The organism is Sulfitobacter litoralis, from assembly GCF_900103185.1.
Classification (GTDB): Bacteria; Pseudomonadota; Alphaproteobacteria; order Rhodobacterales; family Rhodobacteraceae; genus Sulfitobacter; species Sulfitobacter litoralis.
Genome location: NZ_FNJD01000012.1, coordinates 73,342 through 90,097 on the forward strand (window position 1 = coordinate 73,342; position 16,756 = coordinate 90,097).

Consider the following 16,756-nt stretch of genomic DNA (forward strand, 5'->3'; position numbering starts at 1 on the left):
CGGCGGTTAGCGACGCTCGGATCGTCGAAAACGACCTACCTTCGCATGGGCCCAAACCCCTTATCTATAGGCGCGAAACCGCCAAATGCTGCTATGCAGCAAACGCAGGACACACATGCGCCGGTGGGTGTTGTGAAGTGTTTTTATTCTGCCTAATTGCACAGCACACCGCCGGATAATCCGGCTTTCTTTATTCAAGGATGGCTCTCATGGCTGTTTACTATAATACCCCAACCACCTACGGCACCGCCGCTGCTGTAAATCGATTTTTCGCGCGTCTTGGTGATGTTGCTGGCAACCTGACCAAATGGAACGATGCCCGTGTGACACGCAATGCTTTGTCCGCTCTGTCCGACCGTGAGCTCGACGATATCGGTCTGGTCCGTGGTGACATCGAACGCGTCGCACTGAACCACTTTATCCGCTAAGGTTCGATGACTGATTGCGCCCAAGGGGCTGCCAACCCAAAGCACAAGCCACGCACATCTGAATGATCTGCGTGGCTTTCTATATTTTACGTCACTGAAACACGACGGTGCAGATCACCGTCCCCCAGGGATCCTATCCGCGAAAGACCGGGCCCAGTTTACGCGCCAACGCTTGCGTCACCGGATCGGCCTGCAGAACCCACGCCCCCGCCTGTTCGACAATTGTGCCCTGCGCCAATGTCGCCAGACGCACATCATAGGTCGTGGGGCCGATGGCCGCCAAAACAAACCCTTTGAAGCAGACGAAAAGTACCACCAGCCCAACCAGCAGTTTGGTCGGCACCCGAAGGCCGCGCCGCGCCGGATGCGCGACCACCAGCCCGTCGGCACGAATGGTGGTGTAATAGCCCTGAGCGAGCCTGATTTTCTTACTCTCTAAACTCTTTACGCGTGATCCAAATTGTTGACGAGCATCAACCATGGCAGCCTCTATTTGCTAAAGGCCCCCACCTCTCGCAGGATCACAATAAAGCAAGAATGTGTCAAATTCTCTGCATTTCGACCTTGTTCGTGGCGAAAATTGACAACGATTATGGCATTTTCTGGACAGTCAGCGTGGTCCAGTCGCCAATCACCTCGCGGTTGACCAGATTGATGCCGGATTGTGCATAAACCTCGACTACGTCGTCAGCCTGTTCATTTAAAATGCCAGATAGAATCGCATAGCCCTCGGGGGCCAGCGCCTCGGCCATATCGGGGGCCAGTGCTACCAGCGGCCCTTTTAGGATATTGGCGAACACCAGATCGAAGGGCGCGCGTGAGGCCAGTTCGGGATGGTCAAACCCCGCCGCCTCGACGCAGATCAGACGGTCGGTCAGATTATTCGCGGCAGCGTTGGCGCGGGCCACGTCCACTGCGACCTCATCAATATCGCTGGCCAACACCGGGTTCGGCCAGATGCGTGCCGCCGCCATGGCCAGAACCGCCGTCCCGCAGCCGATATCCGCCACGTTCCGCCCGACCATGCCGCCGTTCGCCAGCCGGTCCAACGCCCGCAAACAGCCCAACGTCGTGCCGTGGTGCCCGGTGCCAAACGCCATCGCCGCTTCGATCAACAGCGGCTCGCAACCTTCGGGCACCTTGTCCGCGTCATGGCTGCCGTAAACAAAGAACCGCCCCGCCTCGACCGGCGACAGCTCGCGGCGCACATGGGCGACCCAGTCGGTTTCCGGCAGCTCTGACACGACAAATTCCTTCGCCCCCATAGAGGCCGCCAGCACCGCCAGCGCTGTCTCATCCGGGCTTTCCTCGAAATAGCCACCGACTTCCCACAGGCCCGAGCCGTCTTCCATCTCGAAAACGCCGACACCGGTGGGTTCCGGCACCAGCCGTTCCATCGCATCGCCCAATGCATAGGCGGGCTTGCGTCCTTCAAGGGTCGTCAAAGCTGTGAATGTTGGCATGGGAAACTCCGTCAGGATCGCCGATATCGCCGCGCGACGTCCGGCTATGTCAGGGGATGCTACTCGGCCGGGGCCGGCAGCGGATTGGAAAAGATCGTCTCGTGGCCCGGCACGGGATGGCGCGGGATCATCAGCGACAGCAACAGCGACACCAGCGCCATCCCCGCCGCAAGGAAAAACACCGCCGCGGGCGAGATCAGCCACAGCAACCCCAGCCCCACAGGCAGGAACACCGCCGCGATATGGTTGATGGTAAAGGCCACCGCCGCCGTAGGCGCGATATCGGCAGGGTCGGCAATCTTCTGAAAATAGGTCTTGAGCGCCAGCGCCAGTGCAAAGAACATGTGATCCAGCACATAAAGGGTCGCAGCCACCACCACGCCCCACCCCAGATAATAGACACCACCATAAGCCAAAAACACCATGATCAGCCCGATGTATTCAAAGCTCAGCGTGCGGCGCTCGCCAAAGAAACCGACCGCACGGCCCATCAGCGGGGCAAAAATCATATTGGCGATCAGGTTGATCAGATACAGCATGGTGATCTCGTGCACATCAAACCCGAACCGTTCGACCATCATGAAACCCGCAAAAACGACAAAGATCTGTCGCCGCGCGCCCGACATGAATTGCAGCGCATAATAAAGCCAGTACCGTTTGCGCAGCACCATCTTCTTGATCTGCGGTGTCGGGGCCTCGAACTGAGGATAAGCCACCAGCGCCACCAGCGCGATCACCGCCGTCACGCCGCCGCCGATCAGATAGACGATGTTATAAGACAGCGACAACGTCTCCCACAGGCCCATGATCGCCAGATAGGCCACAAGCGTCGCCGCCGATCCCGCCGCCATCAGCCAGCCGATCATCCGCGGCGCATCCTCGATCTTCAGCCATTGTAGCTGCAGCGACTGGTTTACCGTTTCGTAATAGTGAAACCCGATAGAGCTCAGCATCGTGATGGTCAGGATACCGCCCATCGACGGGAACCACGCGGTCAGCGCCGTCGCGACCCCCAGCAGCACCAACGACACCAGCCCCAGAACCTGTTCGCGTACAAAGAGGATGAGCGCAATCACTCCGACCGCCAGAAAGCCCGGAATCTCGCGCACTGTATGCAACAACCCGATGTCCGAGCCATCAAACGCCGCGACTTCGATCACAAAGTTATTCAACAGCGCCGACCACGTATTGAACGCAATTGGCATGGCCAACGCCATGAGGAACAGCAGCGCCACAGGGCGTCGCCAGAACGGCTGATGCTTGGCATCTTCAAGGGTCACATATTGGGTCATGGGCATTTCCTTACCCCTGTTCCCACCCCTTGACGAGATCAAATCACCCAGCCCGGCCGGACGCCGTCAGCAACGGCAGCTTCCAAATGGCCCAAAATCCTCGCCGAAGGCAGTCTTGCCCATCGGGCAAGAAAGAGCCGCGCCTAGTAAAAACTCTGCGGGTCAATGTCGACAGCGATGCGCACGTCGTTCTTCAACCGCAGCTGTGCGACCCATTTCGCCAGCGCCTCTTGCAAGGGGGCGGTCTTCTCGGCTTTGACCAGCAGCCGCACGCGGTGGCGCCCGCGCACCCGTGCAATCGGCGCGGGGGCCGGCCCATAGACCTGCGCCCCGACGGCACGCAGCGGCCCATCTTGCCGCGCCAACTGGTTGCCCGCATCGAACAGCGCCGCGACATCCGGCCCGCTCAGGATAATCCCCGCCATTCGGCCATAGGGCGGCACGCCCGCGTGACGTCGCTCTCCGGCTTCGGCTTTCCAAAAGCCCTCTTCGTCGCCCACAAGGATAGCACGGATCACGGGATGGTCGGGCTGAAACGTCTGCAACAGCGCGGTGCCCGGGGCCTCTGCCCGTCCGGCACGCCCCGCGACCTGCCGCATCAGCTGATAGGTCCGTTCTGCCGCGCGCAGGTCCGACCCCATCAGGCCCAAATCGGCGTCGATCACCCCGACCAGCGTGAGGTTGGGAAAGTTGTGCCCCTTGGCGACCAGCTGCGTGCCGATGATGATATCCGCCGCCCCGTCAGCAATCCCCGCGATCTCGGCCTTCAGCGCGCGGGCCGATCCGTACATATCCGAACTCAACGTCGCGACCCGCGCCTCTGGCCAAAGCGCTGCGGCCTCTTCGCCCAACCGCTCCACCCCCGGACCAACCGCGGCGAGCTTGCCTTCAAGCTCGCACGACGGGCAGGCCTCGGGCATGGATTTGCTTTCGCCGCATTGGTGGCAGACCAGTCGTTTGAGGTAGCGATGTTCGACCATCCGCGCATCGCAATGATCGCAGCCTATTTGATGCCCGCAGGCGCGGCACAGGGTCACCGGCGCATAGCCGCGGCGGTTGATGAACAGCATTGCCTGTTCGCCCCGTTCCAGCCGCTTGTCGACCTCGACCTTCAACGTGGGCGACACCCATTTGTCGCTCGGCAGGCCTTCGCTTCGCATATCAATCGCGCCCATCGTTGGCATCACCGCCGGCCCAAAGCGCGACGTCAGCTCGACCCGCGTATATTTCCCAGCCTCGGCGTTGGCCCAGCTTTCCAACGACGGTGTAGCCGAGGCAAGCACCACCTGCGCCCCGCAGATCGACGCGCGCAGAACGGCCATGTCACGGGCGTTATACAGCACGCCCTCTTCTTGCTTGTACGAGGTGTCATGTTCCTCATCGACAACGATCAGACCAAGGTTCTGGAACGGCAAAAACAGCGCCGAGCGCGCGCCAATCACCACCTGAGCCTGCCCCTGCCCGACCATTTTCCAGATGCGACGCCGCTCTGTCATGGTGGCACCCGAATGCCACTCGGCAGGTTTCGCGCCAAACCGCGCCTGCACACGGTGCAAGAACTGCTCAGTCAGCGCAATTTCCGGCAGCAGCACCAAGGCCTGCCTGCCGGACTTTAGCGCGGCGGCCACGGCCTCCAGATAGACTTCGGTTTTGCCCGATCCAGTCACACCGCGCAGCAAGGTGGTCCCGTATTTGCCCGAGGCCACCCCCGCCGCCAGCAGCGCCGAGGCCGAGGCCTGATCGTCTGTCAGCTCTTTGCTGGGCAAGCTCGGGTCCATGCGCATGAACGGCAAATCGCGCGGGCTGTCCTGTTCCAGCACTGCACCTTGGGTCACCAGGCCCTTGATCACCGACGCCGTTACCCCCGACATCTCGGCCAGTTCCTTTAGCGTGAAGGACAGATCGCCATACTCCGCCAGAGTTTCCAACACGCGACGGCGCGCGTCGGTCATCCGGTCAGGATCCCCCTCGCCGCGCCGGTAAATTTTGCGCATCGATGGCGGGTCACCCAACCCCGGCGCACGCGTCGCCAGCCGCAGCATCGCGGGCATCGGCGTCAGCGTATATGCGGCAGCGCGAGTCAAAAAACTGCGCAGTTCTTCGCGCATGGGGGCCGCATCGAGCACGCGGATCACCGACCGTATTTTGGACAGCTCATAGTCCCCCTGCCCAGCGCCCCAGACAACACCGATCACCTTGCGCGGACCCAGCGGGACCTCGACGAACGCCCCCATATGGCAGCCGCCTTCAGGCGCCTTGTAATCCAGCGCACGGCCCAGTGGCTGGGTGGTCATCACGGCCACCAGCTCGTTTGCATGAAAAAATTCTGGCGGTTTCACCAACTGCTCCGGGCCGGGGTTACGGGAATTAGGGTTCCAGCTTGTCGGATGATGCGCTAAAGCCCTAGGCGACAGACATAGCCATTCCTGCTGCCTATTCCAACCTGAAGGACGTAACATGAAATTCTTCGTAGATACCGCCGAAATCGATGCCATCGCCGAGCTGAACGATCTGGGCATGGTAGACGGGGTAACAACAAACCCGTCGCTGATCCTGAAATCCGGCCGCAACATTCTGGAAGTCACAAAAGAGATCTGTGATCTGGTCGACGGCCCCGTCTCTGCCGAAGTTGTCGCCACCAAAGCGGACGACATGATCGCCGAAGGCCGCAAGTTGGCCGAGATCGCTGAGAACATCACCGTAAAACTGCCCCTGACCTGGGACGGCCTGAAAGCGTGCAAAGTGCTTTCGGACGAGGGTAAGATGGTTAACGTCACGCTCTGCTTCTCGGCAAACCAAGCGTTGATCGCCGCCAAAGCGGGTGCGACATTCATCTCTCCGTTCATCGGGCGTTTGGATGATATCAACCTTGACGGTATGGACCTGATCCAGGACATCCGCACCATCTATGATAACTACGGCTTTGAAACCGAAATCCTTGCCGCGTCGATCCGCACAGTGAACCACGTGCTGGATGCCGCGCGTATCGGTGCCGATGTCATGACCGCCCCGCCAGAAGTGATCAAGAAACTGGCGTCGCACCCGCTGACAGACAAGGGTCTTGAGACCTTTATGGCTGACTGGGCAAAGACAGGTCAGAACATCCTATGATCGCCTGATCAAGCCCAGACAAAGGGGTACGCGCCACACTTCTGCGCGTGCCCACCCCACCCCGCATGTCACGCGGCAGTGCCACATGCGCCCCGGATCAAAGCCGCGCCGACGCTGCCTTGCCTCCGCCCCGCCGTTGCATCGCAAACGGGCGGTTTGACGCCGAAATACCACCCCTATACCAAAAGAAAAAAGCAGATTTAGCCTGACGCGCATGCTATGTCAGTGCCAAATATAAAAAGAGACCCGCATGAGCAGTAACCACAAAATCGAAGATTCCCTTCGGGAAGCGATTATTTCACAGCCCGACGTCATCCTTGACGACAACGACGTGATGCAGGCCCTGATCGCCGCGAATGAACGCGCGATGGGGGGCAATATCGTCGATCTGCGCGGCATCGCCATGGACCGGCTGGAAACCCGTCTGGACCGGCTTGAGGACACACACCGCAACGTGATCGCCGCGGCCTATGAGAACCTTGCGGGGACCAACCAGATTCACCGCGCGATCCTGCGCATGCTTGACCCTGTAGATTTCGAACCCTTCCTCAAGGATCTCGGGGGCGAGGTTGCCGATATCCTGCGAGTCGACGCTGTGCGGCTGGTGCTGGAATCTGCCGAGAATGACGATGATCCCGCGATCAAGCGTTTGGGCGATGTGCTGAACGTCGCCGAACCCGGGTTTGTTGACGACTACCTGTCGCACGGGCGCGGCGGCACGGTGCGTCAGGTTACCTTGCGCGGTGTCCAGCACAGCCCCGAACATATCTACGGCGGATCTGCCGACTGGATCCGGTCCGAAGCCTGCCTCAAGCTGAACTTTGGTGCGGGCCGTTTGCCGGGCCTGCTGATCCTCGGGTCGGAAGACCCCCATATGTTCAGCCCGCAACAAGGCACCGACCTGCTGGGGTTCTTCGCCGGCGTGTTCGAGCGGACAATGCGCCGCTGGCTGTCTTGAGCGGGGCAAACGCGCTTTTGATCAGCCCCGCCGCGCGGGACGCCCTGCAAAACTGGCTGGACCATCAGCGCGCGCTCAAGGGCGCGGCTGAAAATACGATTACTGCCTATCGGGGAGATTTGATCGATTTCCTCGCTTTCATGACCCTGCACAAAGGCGACAGCCAAGGTCTGGGCGCGCTGTCAAAGATCACCATCACAGACATGCGCGCTTGGATGGCGCAGACGCGCAGCGCCGATGTCGGACCGCGGTCGATGGCCCGCAAACTGTCGGCGGTCAAAGCTTTCTACCGCTGGCTGGCAGAGCGTGAGGGGTTCGAGCCCACCGCCGTGCTGTCGACCAGATCACCGAAATTCCCAAAAAAGCTCCCGCGTCCGCTGGCGATTGATGCGGCGCAAGCGATGATCGACAGCGTTGAAATGCAATCGCGCCATGCGTGGGTGGCCGCGCGGGATGTGGCCGTGCTGACGCTGCTGTGGGGCTGCGGGCTGCGCATATCCGAGGCGCTTGGCCTCAGGGGTGCCGACGCGCCCCTGCCCGAGGTACTGCGCATCGTCGGCAAGGGGGGCAAGGAACGGGTGGTGCCTGTCCTGCCCGCAGCACGCGATGCGGTGGACGCCTATCTGCAGGTCTGCCCCTACGGTCGCGAACGCGATGCGCCGTTGTTTCGCGCGGTGCGTGGCGGCCCCTTGGCAGCGCGGGCAATTTCGCAAGTCATGGCCGATGCCCGGATGCAGCTTGGCCTGCCCACCAGCGCCACACCCCATGCGCTGCGCCACAGCTTTGCCACGCATCTGCTGGATGCGGGCGGCGATTTGCGTGCGATCCAAGAGCTTTTGGGCCACGCGTCGCTCTCCACCACCCAAGCCTATACCGCCGTTGATACCGCCCGCTTGATGGATGTCTACAACCGCGCCCACCCCAAGGCGGGCGGCGGCAATTAACGATCCAGCTGGGTGACGAAATCCTGCGCCGCTTTGGTCGGGTCGGCCAGTCCCTGCGCCACACGGTCGCTCAGCTCGGTCAGCGCGGCCTTGGCTTTTGGCTTTTCCAACTGCGCCAACAACGCTTGTTTTACCGCCTGCTCGAACCAATAGCGCGCCTGAGCGGCACGGGCGTGCTGCCAGAACCCCTGGGCACGCCGCCAATCTGTCAGCGTCTCGACCTCTGCCCACGCTTCGTTTAGCCCGTTTTCCTGTAACGCAGAGACCATCATCGCTTTGGGAAATCCCTTGGGATCTTGAGGCCGTTTGCGCAGCAAGCGCAGGGCACCGGCATAATCGGCGCAGGTGCGCGACGCGGCGGGTTTCAGGTCCCCATCGGCTTTGTTGATCACGATGATATCCGCCATCTCCATGATGCCACGCTTGACACCTTGAAGTTCGTCCCCGCCAGCGGGGGCCAGCAACAGCAAGAACACATCTGACATTTCGGCCACAACAGTCTCGGACTGGCCGACGCCGACCGTTTCGATCAGGACCACGTCAAAGCCGGCTGCCTCGCAGAGGGTCACCGCCTCGCGGGTGCGGCGGGCAACGCCGCCCAAATGAGTCTGGCTGGGCGACGGGCGGATGAAAGCATCGCGCTCGCGTGACAAGAGATCCATGCGGGTCTTATCCCCTAATATCGACCCGCCGGACCGCGAAGAGGACGGGTCGATCGCCAGCACAGCCACCTTAAGCCCGCGCCGGATCAGCATCATGCCAAAGCTTTCGATAAAAGTGGATTTCCCCACCCCCGGCGTGCCCGAAAGACCAATCCGCAGCGCCTCGCGTCCTTTTGGCAAAGCTGCGAGCAGTTCCGTTGCCTGTGCGCGGTGATCGTCACGCCCGGATTCGACCAGCGTGATCCCCCGTGCCAACGCACGGCGTTCGCCTGCTGCTATGCCCTTGGTCAAATCATCGATGTTCATAGGTTCTGCCCCCTCGCGCCTCTTGCCCCATGTTTTCAATCCCACAGGCGCAAATGTCCAGACCGCAGGCCGGCCCTTGGCCCCGCCGCGGCTTTCGCCCATAACCACCGATATGGCTTTTACTCTTCCCATAGACCACGTCATGCCACAGGTGATCGACGCGCTGCGCAGCAGTGGCCGCGTTGTGCTGCAAGCGCCCCCCGGTGCGGGCAAGACCACCCGGGTCCCACTGGCAATGCTGGACGCAGGGCTGACCGCTGGCCGCATCCTGATGCTGGAACCGCGCCGCCTTGCCGCGCGTGCAGCCGCCGAACGTATGGCCGCGACCTTGGGCGAAGATCCGGGGCAAACTGTGGGCTTTCGTGTGCGCGGTGCCAGCGCCATCAGCAAGGCCACGCGGATCGAGGTCGTGACCGAGGGCATCCTGACCCGCATGTTGCAAGACGACCCCGACCTACCCGGTGTCGGCGCGGTGATCTTTGACGAATTCCACGAAAGGTCCCTGAACGCGGATCTGGGCCTCGCGCTTTGCCTAGAGGTGGCCGAAGCGCTGCGCGATGACCTGTTGATCGTCGCCATGTCCGCCACGCTGGACGCCGCCCCCGTCGCCGCCCTGATGCAGGCCCCGGTGGTCACCTCCGAAGGGCGCAGCTTTCCGGTCACATCCCATTGGCTGGACCGGCCAGTGGGCAAGCAACGGTTTGAACAGGCCGCTGCCGACCTGGTGCTGCATGCGCTGGACACCGCCCCCGGCTCGGCGCTGGTTTTCCTGCCCGGCGAAGGCGAGATACGGCGGGTTGAGAGCGCGCTGACCGGGCGGCTGCCTGCGGATTGCACGCTTGCTCCGCTCTTCGGCGCGATGGATTTCAAAGCGCAGCGCGCTGCGATTGCCCCCGCCAAAACGGGACGCAAAATTGTGCTGGCGACCTCTATCGCGGAAACCTCCCTGACCATCGAAGGGGTGCAAATCGTGGTGGACGGGGGTCGCGCACGGCGAGCGCAGTTCGATCCGTCTTCGGGCATGTCGCGGCTGGTCACCGACCGCGTGACCCGCGCCGAGGCGACGCAGCGCGCGGGCCGTGCGGGGCGTGTATCCGAAGGGGCCGCGTTCAAGCTTTGGACACGCGGCGAGGAAGGTGCGCTTACCGCCTACCCCCCCGCCGAGATCGAGGCGGGCGATCTATGTGCCTTTGCGTTGGAACTGGCGGTCTGGGGCGCACAGGCCAGCGATCTGAAATTCGTGACCCCGCCCCACGAAGGCCGTCTGGCCGAGGCGCAAAGCGTGTTGCATATGCTTGGCGCGCTGGATGTGACGGGCCGCATCACCGACCATGGCCGCGTTTTGGCCAAGATGCCGTTGCACCCGCGACTGGCCCATATGGTTGCCAAGGGCGGACGCAGCGCCCCGACCCTTGCTGCGATCCTGTCGGAACGTGACCCTTTGCGCGGCGGCTCTGTCGATCTGGGGCTGCGTCTGGATGCGGTCGCGGGCAAACGTGTTCCCGCCGAGGTCAACCACGCCGCCCTTGCCCGCATCAAACAAGACGCCAAACGGCTGGCACGCGGCCAAACTGGCACCGGCCCCGACACGCTGGGGATGCTCGCCGCACTCGCCTATCCCGACAGGATCGCGCTGCGGCGCAAAGGGGACGCGCCGCGGTTTGTAATGTCCGGTGGCAAAGGCGCGATCCTGTCCGAGAGCGATCCGCTGGCGGGGGAACGTTTGCTGGTGGCGACCGACCTTAATGGCGACCCGCGCGAGGCGCGCATTCGCCAAGCCGCGCGCCTGTCCGACAGCGATCTGCGCGATACGTTCCCCGATCAGATTGCATGGCATCAGGTCTGCGTTTGGTCCCGACGCGAGGGCCGTGTGCTGGCGCGGCAGCACGAACGCTTTGGTGCGCTGGTGCTGGACGACAGGGCATGGTCCGACGCCCCCGCCGAAGACATCGCGCAGGCCATGCTCGACGGGGTGCGGCAGCTGGGGCTAATGCCCGGCAAAGCGGCGGCGCTGTTTCTGGCTCGGGCGCGGCTGATGGGCGATGGTTTCCCCGATTTCAGCGACGATCACCTGCTTGGGACCTTGGAGGATTGGTTGCCCGGTCACCTGGCAGGTGTCCGCAGCACCGCCGATTGGAAGGCGTTTGATTTACTGCCCGCCCTGACGGCACGGCTCAGCTGGGACGACCAGCAGGCGCTCGACCGCGCCGCTCCTGCGCATTTCACCACCCCGCTGGGGCGCAAGATCGCGATTGATTATAGCGAAACGCAGCCCCAGATCGCCCTGCGTCTGCAAGAGGTTTTTGGCACCACGCGTCATCCGATGATCGCGGGGCAGCCCTTGCAGATCACGCTTTTGTCGCCGGCCCAGCGTCCAGTGCAGGTCACGACCGATTTGCCAGGCTTCTGGGCGGGGTCCTATGCTGATGTGCGCAAGGATATGCGCGCCCGCTATCCGCGTCATCCCTGGCCGGAAGACCCGACGCAGGCCGACCCGACGCTGCGGGTCAAGCCACGCGGCACCTAAGGAGCTGGTTTTGTCGCGGCGTGGCCAGCAAGGACCAGCAGCCCCCCCGCAATCGCCCAGTTCTTGACAAAGATCGACATCTGCCATGGATCATCGGGGATAAAGTGGAAGACGCTGGTCGCCATACAATACAGCGCCAGCGCAAAGCTCATCGGGGCAAGCCAGAGGCCGAAGAACAGGCTGATCGCCGCCACCCCGTTGAATAGCATCGCGGGCCAGACGAGGAACACGGGCAATCCGCGATCCGACAGTAAACCCTGCGCCGCTGCAGGGTCGACCAGCTTTTGCACAAATCCCGCGACGAAAAGGGCCGCCAAAAGCAGGCGGCCCACGTAAATTACAACAGACGAAACTCGCAGCATCAGGCAGCGGCAGGCGCAAAGGTCATGGCCAGACCGTTAATGCAGTGACGTTTGCCCGTGGGTGCGGGGCCATCATTGAACACATGGCCCAGATGGCCGCCGCAGCGATCGCAATGCACCTCGGTCCGCGTGGTAAAGAACCCCTTGTCCGGCATCGTTTCGACAGCATCGTCCAGCGGGGCGAAGAAGCTGGGCCAGCCGGTGCCGCTTTTGAACTTGGTCTTCGAACTATAAAGCGCCTGATCACATCCCTTGCAGTGGAACACGCCTTTGCGGACCTCGTCATTGAGCGGGCTGGTAAACGCACGCTCGGTATCCCCCTCGCGCAGGACAGCATATGCGTCATCACCCAGTTGCGCGCGCCATTCGGCAGGGGTGCGGCTGACTTCAAAGTCGCCCTGCGCCACGGTCCCGGCCTGCGCCGCCGCGCCTACGCCAAACGGCAAGGCCGGCATAGTCATCGTTGTGCATTTCAGGAAATTCCGGCGTTTCATAATGCCCCCTTAAGGTTGCGGTACTGCGGATAGATTGGATGTCTGTTGAAAGGGCCGCCGGATGTTGCGCAGGGCGCAGACATCCGGCGGTACTCGTTACCTGACACAAAGGTGCCGTTACTGGATAAACCCGTTGGCGGAACACAAGGTTCCGCGACAACAAACTTGTTACCAAACCACGCCAAACAAAAACGGCGCGGACCCTCAGCGACATGGGCGCGTTGCCTGTGTCGACCTGAGTTGATGAGATACACGGAAGACGGAAATAAGAAGTTTCGCTGCGAAGGTAAAAAATCGCAGCTTTTAGTAAACTTTCTTGAAAACCGTTTAGAAACAGAAGTTTCGCCCGCTCAAAAGCGCGCGAAACCCGAATACATACAGTGGTTAGCCCGTTAAATGCGGGTCAAAGCTCAGACATGGCACCTGCGGCCAGCACAGCGCCGGTAGGTGCACCTGTAGGCGAGCCGCCGACGGGTTCATCCGAAATCGCCAGCGTGATCTGTGCCGCCTGGCTGCGTAGCTCTGACGGTACAAGAATCCGCGTCGTCTCGCTGTCAGGCAGAACGCCCAAGGAAACCGGGGCCTGATCGGGCAGGATCGCCCAAAGCTCTAGCACACGACCCTCGTTCGCGGTGCCCGCGACGCGGCGCAGCGCGATCTCGTGCTTGACGGGTTCGACCACGGCCAACACCTGCAACGGGCTGCTCTCACTGACCAGCTGCGCCGCCAGAACGGTCGGCTGACCACCAGGTTGTGTTTTGACCTCAAGCAGTTGCACCCCTAGGTAGCCTGCAAAAAGCAGCGATGCCATCGCCACACCTTGCCACAGCCACAGGCGTTGCAGGATCGTAACCCGCTGTTTCGGGAAGACCTGTGCCATCAGCTTTTTCTTGATCCGCGCAGGCGGCGCGACAGGGTCAATCCCGTCAGTCATCGCGGTCATGCGTTCCTGCCAGAACACAACGCGGTCAGCGAAATCGCGTTCGGTTCCGATGCGGCGGCGGGCAGCGATCATATCATCGTCAGAGGACAGACCCAGCACCATTTCAGCGGCGAGCAGATCGTCATCGGGTGTTTCAGGTGTCTGGGTCATTGGCTCATACACTCCCGCAGGGCGATTAGGCCACGGCGCAGCCATGTGCGCATCGTGTTCAGCGGGACACCAAAGCGTTCGGCCAGATCGGAATAGGTATCGCCGTCCAGATAGGCCCCGCGAATGGCGCGGCCGCGGTCTTCTTCCAGTGTATCAAGACACCCCGAAAGGCGCGACGCCTCAGAAGAGGCCACAGCATATTGTTCCGGCGTGGGTCCGGGCGACACAAGCTCAAAGCCGGGCGTGTTCACATCCTGATGGCCTTTCTTACGCGCGCGCAGCCGGTCAATCGACGTATTCCGCGCAATCGTAATCAACCACGTCATCGGGCTAAGACCATTGGCGTTGTACTTGTCGGCATTGTTCCAGATTTTGACAAAACTGTCTTGCATGGCGTCCTCTGCTGCGGCGCGTTTGTTCAACACACGCAGACAAACCCCGAAAAGTTTCGAGGAAACGCGATCGTACAGTTGGTCAAACGCTGCGCGATCTTTCAACGCGACACGGGCAATCAAGTTTTCGATCTCTTGTCGGTCCATTTGCACGGGCCATCTCTCCACCAGAACGTGTTTTCAGCGTTACGCCGAAACCTACGGCACTCAGTACATTTGTCCAGCATCACCTTAACACCGGACAGTTTTGTGTACCCCAGCTTCAGCGGATTGGCCAATGCGTAATCGGTACACCGGCGCGAGGCCGCAGAAATGGGTGCCCATGTTCACAAGCTATGGACGCAGCGCAATCTTGCGCGTTTAGTCGGGCCATGGCTGGCCAGCGGCGCATCGCGCCAAGGCTGCTTGCAGGTCACGAAAGGAGCATCGCGATGCCGCACCCGACACACCACACCTACGACGTTGTCATCATTGGTGGCGCGATCTTTGGATCATCGGTCGCATGGTGGCTGACGCAGATGGCCGGTTTTGACGGTAAGGTTCTGGTGGTCGAGCGCGACCCGACCTATGAATTTGCCGCCACCAGCCACACCAACAGCTGTATCCGGCAGCAGTTCAGTTCAGCAATTAACGTGCAGGTGTCGCAGTTCGGGGCCGAGTTCATCAAGAATTTCCGCCGGTTTATGGGCGATGATCCAGAGGTGCCGCATCTGGCGTTGCAGAACTTTGGCTATCTCTACCTCGCGGACACGCCCGAGTTTGCGCAGACGCTGCAACAGAACCAGCAGATACAGGTGGCACTGGGGGCGGGCACCCAGCACATGACCGCCGCCGAGGTCGCTGCCGCCTACCCGTTCTACCAGCTTGATGACATCATCGCCGCCAACCACAACCGTGTGGACGAAGGCTATTTCGACGGCGGCACCATGTTTGACTGGTTCAAGCGCATGGCCCGCCGCAACGGGGTGGAATACCTGCACGACGAAGTGACCGCGATGACCAAAGCCCCCGATGGCAAATCCGTCACCCATGTCACGCTGAAATCCGGCGCGACGGTGGCCTGCGGGACGGTTGTGAACGCCTCTGGTCCGCGGGCGGCCGCGACAGCGGGCATGGTCGGCATCACCCTGCCGGTCGAGCCGCGCAAACGCTACACCTTTGTGTTCGATGCCGCCAAACCGCTGGACCGCGACCTGCCGCTGACGATCGACCCCTCGGGCGTGCATTTCAGAACCGAAGGGAAATACTATATGGCCGGTTGCCCCCCGCGCGAAGATCCTGCGGTCGCCTATGATGACTTTGCCTTTGACCACAGCCTGTGGGAGGACAAGGTTTGGCCCGCCATCGCGACCCGCGTCCCGCAGTTCGATCAGGTCAAGGTGATCAACGAATGGGTCGGGCATTACGATTACAACACGCTGGACCAGAACGCGATTGTCGGTCCGCACAGTGTGGTCGAGAATTTCCTGTGTCTGAACGGCTTCTCGGGTCACGGGCTACAGCAGGCCCCTGCGTTGGGGCGCGGGATCGCTGAATGGATCGCCTATGGCGCATACCGCACGCTGGACCTGAATCCCTATGCCTACCGCCGGATCGAGCAAAACCAATCGCTGATCGAAAAAGCGGTGATTTGATCCGCCTGCCTCAATGACTTACCCATGCCAAGCAACACCCCTTTGCGTCGGCCCATACCATCGCACAGCCGCGCAAAATGACAGTGGAAGGAAGACAACATGATGAAGAAACTGGTTCTGACGGGGGCCGCAGGGCGGCTTGGGTCCTACCTGCGCGAACCCCTGTCCAAGATGTGCCAAGAACTGGTCAGCACCGACATCGTCGATGACATCGGCACGCTCTACGAAGGCGAAAGCTACGCCAAGGCTGATGTCGCCGTCTATGACCAGATCGCGCCGCTGCTGGAGGGTGCCGATATGGTTGTCCACTTCGGTGCCATCGTCGACGAGAAACCGTTCGAGGAACTGCTGGGGCCGAACTTTGTCGGGTCTTACAACGTGTGGGAAGCCGCCTATCAGCACGGGTTGCAACGGGTCGTCTATGCCTCGTCAATCCACGCCGTTGGCATGCACAAGAAATCCGACTTCATCGGCATCGACGCGCCCCACAAACCCGATACGTTCTACGGCCTCGCCAAATGCTTTAGCGAAGACCTTGCGTCGATGTATTGGGACAAACGCGGGCTAGAGGCCGTGTGCCTGCGTATCCTCAGCTGCGCACAGGTCAACAACACCCGCGCTTTGGGGTCTTGGCTGTCCTATGACGATCTGATCCAGCTGGTCACCCGCGCCGTTGATACGCCGTCGGTCGGCTTCAGCGTTGTCTACGGCGTGTCCAACAACGACCGCGCCCCCGTGGACAATGCCAAAGCGTCCTTCCTCGGCTACCGCCCGAAAGACAACGCGGAACAGTTCGCCGCAGAAATCCTTGCCCAAGCACCACCGGTCGATCTGAAAGACCCCGGCCAGATGCACCACGGCGGCCCCTTTGCCGCCGTTGATCTGGGCGAAAGCGGCGTGGCGTCGATGAACATCGTCAACGACAAGAAAACCACCTGAGGCCTTAGAAACGGGGTGGCTGATTGCCTGCTGCCCCGTGCGCCATGCGTCCAGATGCGGTTTGATATGTACCGCGTCGAGAAACGGATCGTGATCCGCCCACATAACGTAAGGGCAAGTGGCATACCACTTGACGGCACGCACCACCGCA

Annotated in this window: 16 protein-coding genes; 7 read left to right on the plus strand and 9 right to left on the minus strand. The window is 61.4% G+C overall.

What is annotated here, in order from left to right; genetic code table 11:
* Window positions 1-209 precede the first annotated feature (209 nt).
* Window positions 210-428 carry a DUF1127 domain-containing protein gene (locus tag BLQ98_RS11155; RefSeq protein ID WP_093733392.1) on the plus strand — a complete coding sequence of 73 codons (219 nt, stop codon included), beginning with the start codon at window positions 210-212 and terminating at the stop codon, window positions 426-428.
* Window positions 429-561: 133 nt separating this feature from the next.
* Here the strand turns inward: BLQ98_RS11155 and BLQ98_RS11160 are convergent, their stop codons facing one another.
* The 4 genes from BLQ98_RS11160 to BLQ98_RS11175 all read right to left on the minus strand — a co-directional run bounded on the left by BLQ98_RS11160 (window position 562) and on the right by BLQ98_RS11175 (window position 5,522).
* A complete protein-coding gene (locus tag BLQ98_RS11160; RefSeq protein ID WP_093733393.1) occupies window positions 562-909 on the minus strand; it encodes a hypothetical protein in 348 nt (115 codons plus the stop codon).
* 109 nt (window positions 910-1,018) lie between these two features.
* A complete protein-coding gene (locus BLQ98_RS11165) occupies window positions 1,019-1,891 on the minus strand; it encodes a 50S ribosomal protein L11 methyltransferase (RefSeq protein ID WP_093733394.1) in 873 nt (290 codons plus the stop codon).
* Window positions 1,892-1,950: 59 nt separating this feature from the next.
* Window positions 1,951-3,183: an MFS transporter gene (locus BLQ98_RS11170; RefSeq protein ID WP_093733395.1), complete on the minus strand. Its 1,233-nt coding sequence runs from the start codon at window positions 3,181-3,183 to the stop codon at window positions 1,951-1,953.
* A gap of 143 nt (window positions 3,184-3,326) precedes the next feature.
* Window positions 3,327-5,522: a primosomal protein N' gene (locus BLQ98_RS11175; protein WP_093733396.1), complete on the minus strand. Its 2,196-nt coding sequence runs from the start codon at window positions 5,520-5,522 to the stop codon at window positions 3,327-3,329.
* A 118-nt stretch (window positions 5,523-5,640) separates the two neighbouring features.
* On the opposite strand from BLQ98_RS11175, the gene fsa reads away from it, so the two are divergent.
* From fsa to BLQ98_RS11190, 3 genes are all read left to right on the plus strand, one after another.
* Window positions 5,641-6,294 (plus strand): fructose-6-phosphate aldolase, encoded by a 654-nt coding sequence (gene fsa, locus BLQ98_RS11180; protein WP_037943306.1) that lies wholly within the window; start codon window positions 5,641-5,643, stop codon window positions 6,292-6,294.
* Window positions 6,295-6,544: 250 nt separating this feature from the next.
* Window positions 6,545-7,252 carry a DUF484 family protein gene (locus tag BLQ98_RS11185; protein WP_093733397.1) on the plus strand — a complete coding sequence of 236 codons (708 nt, stop codon included), beginning with the start codon at window positions 6,545-6,547 and terminating at the stop codon, window positions 7,250-7,252.
* A complete protein-coding gene (locus BLQ98_RS11190; RefSeq protein ID WP_093733398.1) occupies window positions 7,249-8,196 on the plus strand; it encodes a tyrosine recombinase XerC in 948 nt (315 codons plus the stop codon). The genes BLQ98_RS11185 and BLQ98_RS11190 overlap by 4 nt, the downstream gene beginning before the upstream one ends.
* Here BLQ98_RS11190 and meaB read toward each other — a convergent pair.
* The gene (meaB, locus tag BLQ98_RS11195) at window positions 8,193-9,164 is read right to left on the minus strand and encodes a methylmalonyl Co-A mutase-associated GTPase MeaB (protein ID WP_093733426.1); all 972 of its coding nucleotides are present in this window, start codon (window positions 9,162-9,164) and stop codon (window positions 8,193-8,195) included. The genes BLQ98_RS11190 and meaB overlap by 4 nt on opposite strands.
* A gap of 112 nt (window positions 9,165-9,276) precedes the next feature.
* Between meaB and hrpB the strand changes: the two genes are divergently transcribed.
* Window positions 9,277-11,691, plus strand: coding sequence for an ATP-dependent helicase HrpB (gene hrpB, locus BLQ98_RS11200; protein WP_093733399.1), 2,415 nt, complete (start codon window positions 9,277-9,279; stop codon window positions 11,689-11,691).
* Here the strand turns inward: hrpB and BLQ98_RS11205 are convergent.
* From BLQ98_RS11205 to BLQ98_RS11220, 4 genes are all read right to left on the minus strand, one after another.
* A complete protein-coding gene (locus tag BLQ98_RS11205) occupies window positions 11,688-12,053 on the minus strand; it encodes a DoxX family protein (protein ID WP_093733400.1) in 366 nt (121 codons plus the stop codon). The genes hrpB and BLQ98_RS11205 overlap by 4 nt on opposite strands.
* Complete coding sequence (gene msrB / locus BLQ98_RS11210; protein WP_093733401.1) at window positions 12,053-12,547, minus strand: peptide-methionine (R)-S-oxide reductase MsrB; 495 nt, start codon at window positions 12,545-12,547, stop codon at window positions 12,053-12,055. The genes BLQ98_RS11205 and msrB overlap by 1 nt, the downstream gene beginning before the upstream one ends.
* A 403-nt stretch (window positions 12,548-12,950) precedes the next feature.
* Window positions 12,951-13,640, minus strand: coding sequence for an anti-sigma factor (locus BLQ98_RS11215; RefSeq protein WP_093733402.1), 690 nt, complete (start codon window positions 13,638-13,640; stop codon window positions 12,951-12,953).
* A complete protein-coding gene (locus tag BLQ98_RS11220) occupies window positions 13,637-14,179 on the minus strand; it encodes a sigma-70 family RNA polymerase sigma factor (protein WP_093733403.1) in 543 nt (180 codons plus the stop codon). Before BLQ98_RS11220 ends, BLQ98_RS11215 begins: the two co-directional genes overlap by 4 nt.
* A gap of 284 nt (window positions 14,180-14,463) precedes the next feature.
* On the opposite strand from BLQ98_RS11220, the gene BLQ98_RS11225 reads away from it, so the two are divergent.
* Complete coding sequence (locus BLQ98_RS11225) at window positions 14,464-15,666, plus strand: NAD(P)/FAD-dependent oxidoreductase (protein WP_093733404.1); 1,203 nt, start codon at window positions 14,464-14,466, stop codon at window positions 15,664-15,666.
* Window positions 15,667-15,768: 102 nt separating this feature from the next.
* A complete protein-coding gene (locus tag BLQ98_RS11230) occupies window positions 15,769-16,605 on the plus strand; it encodes an NAD-dependent epimerase/dehydratase family protein (protein ID WP_208596054.1) in 837 nt (278 codons plus the stop codon).
* The last annotated feature ends 151 nt before the right edge of the window (window positions 16,606-16,756 follow it).

Excerpts from the sequence above, each read along its gene's own strand:
- BLQ98_RS11155 (WP_093733392.1), top strand. The coding sequence starts at position 210 with ATGGCTGTTTACTATAATACCCCAACCACCTACGGCACCGCCGCTGCT.
- BLQ98_RS11160 (WP_093733393.1), bottom strand. The coding sequence starts at position 909 with ATGGTTGATGCTCGTCAACAATTTGGATCACGCGTAAAGAGTTTAGAG.
- BLQ98_RS11165 (WP_093733394.1), bottom strand. The coding sequence starts at position 1,891 with ATGCCAACATTCACAGCTTTGACGACCCTTGAAGGACGCAAGCCCGCC.
- BLQ98_RS11170 (WP_093733395.1), bottom strand. The coding sequence starts at position 3,183 with ATGACCCAATATGTGACCCTTGAAGATGCCAAGCATCAGCCGTTCTGG.
- fsa (WP_037943306.1), top strand. The coding sequence starts at position 5,641 with ATGAAATTCTTCGTAGATACCGCCGAAATCGATGCCATCGCCGAGCTG.
- BLQ98_RS11185 (WP_093733397.1), top strand. The coding sequence starts at position 6,545 with ATGAGCAGTAACCACAAAATCGAAGATTCCCTTCGGGAAGCGATTATT.
- meaB (WP_093733426.1), bottom strand. The coding sequence starts at position 9,164 with ATGAACATCGATGATTTGACCAAGGGCATAGCAGCAGGCGAACGCCGT.
- hrpB (WP_093733399.1), top strand. The coding sequence starts at position 9,277 with ATGGCTTTTACTCTTCCCATAGACCACGTCATGCCACAGGTGATCGAC.
- BLQ98_RS11205 (WP_093733400.1), bottom strand. The coding sequence starts at position 12,053 with ATGCTGCGAGTTTCGTCTGTTGTAATTTACGTGGGCCGCCTGCTTTTG.
- msrB (WP_093733401.1), bottom strand. The coding sequence starts at position 12,547 with ATGAAACGCCGGAATTTCCTGAAATGCACAACGATGACTATGCCGGCC.
- BLQ98_RS11215 (WP_093733402.1), bottom strand. The coding sequence starts at position 13,640 with ATGACCCAGACACCTGAAACACCCGATGACGATCTGCTCGCCGCTGAA.
- BLQ98_RS11220 (WP_093733403.1), bottom strand. The coding sequence starts at position 14,179 with ATGGACCGACAAGAGATCGAAAACTTGATTGCCCGTGTCGCGTTGAAA.
- BLQ98_RS11225 (WP_093733404.1), top strand. The coding sequence starts at position 14,464 with ATGCCGCACCCGACACACCACACCTACGACGTTGTCATCATTGGTGGC.
- BLQ98_RS11230 (WP_208596054.1), top strand. The coding sequence starts at position 15,769 with ATGAAGAAACTGGTTCTGACGGGGGCCGCAGGGCGGCTTGGGTCCTAC.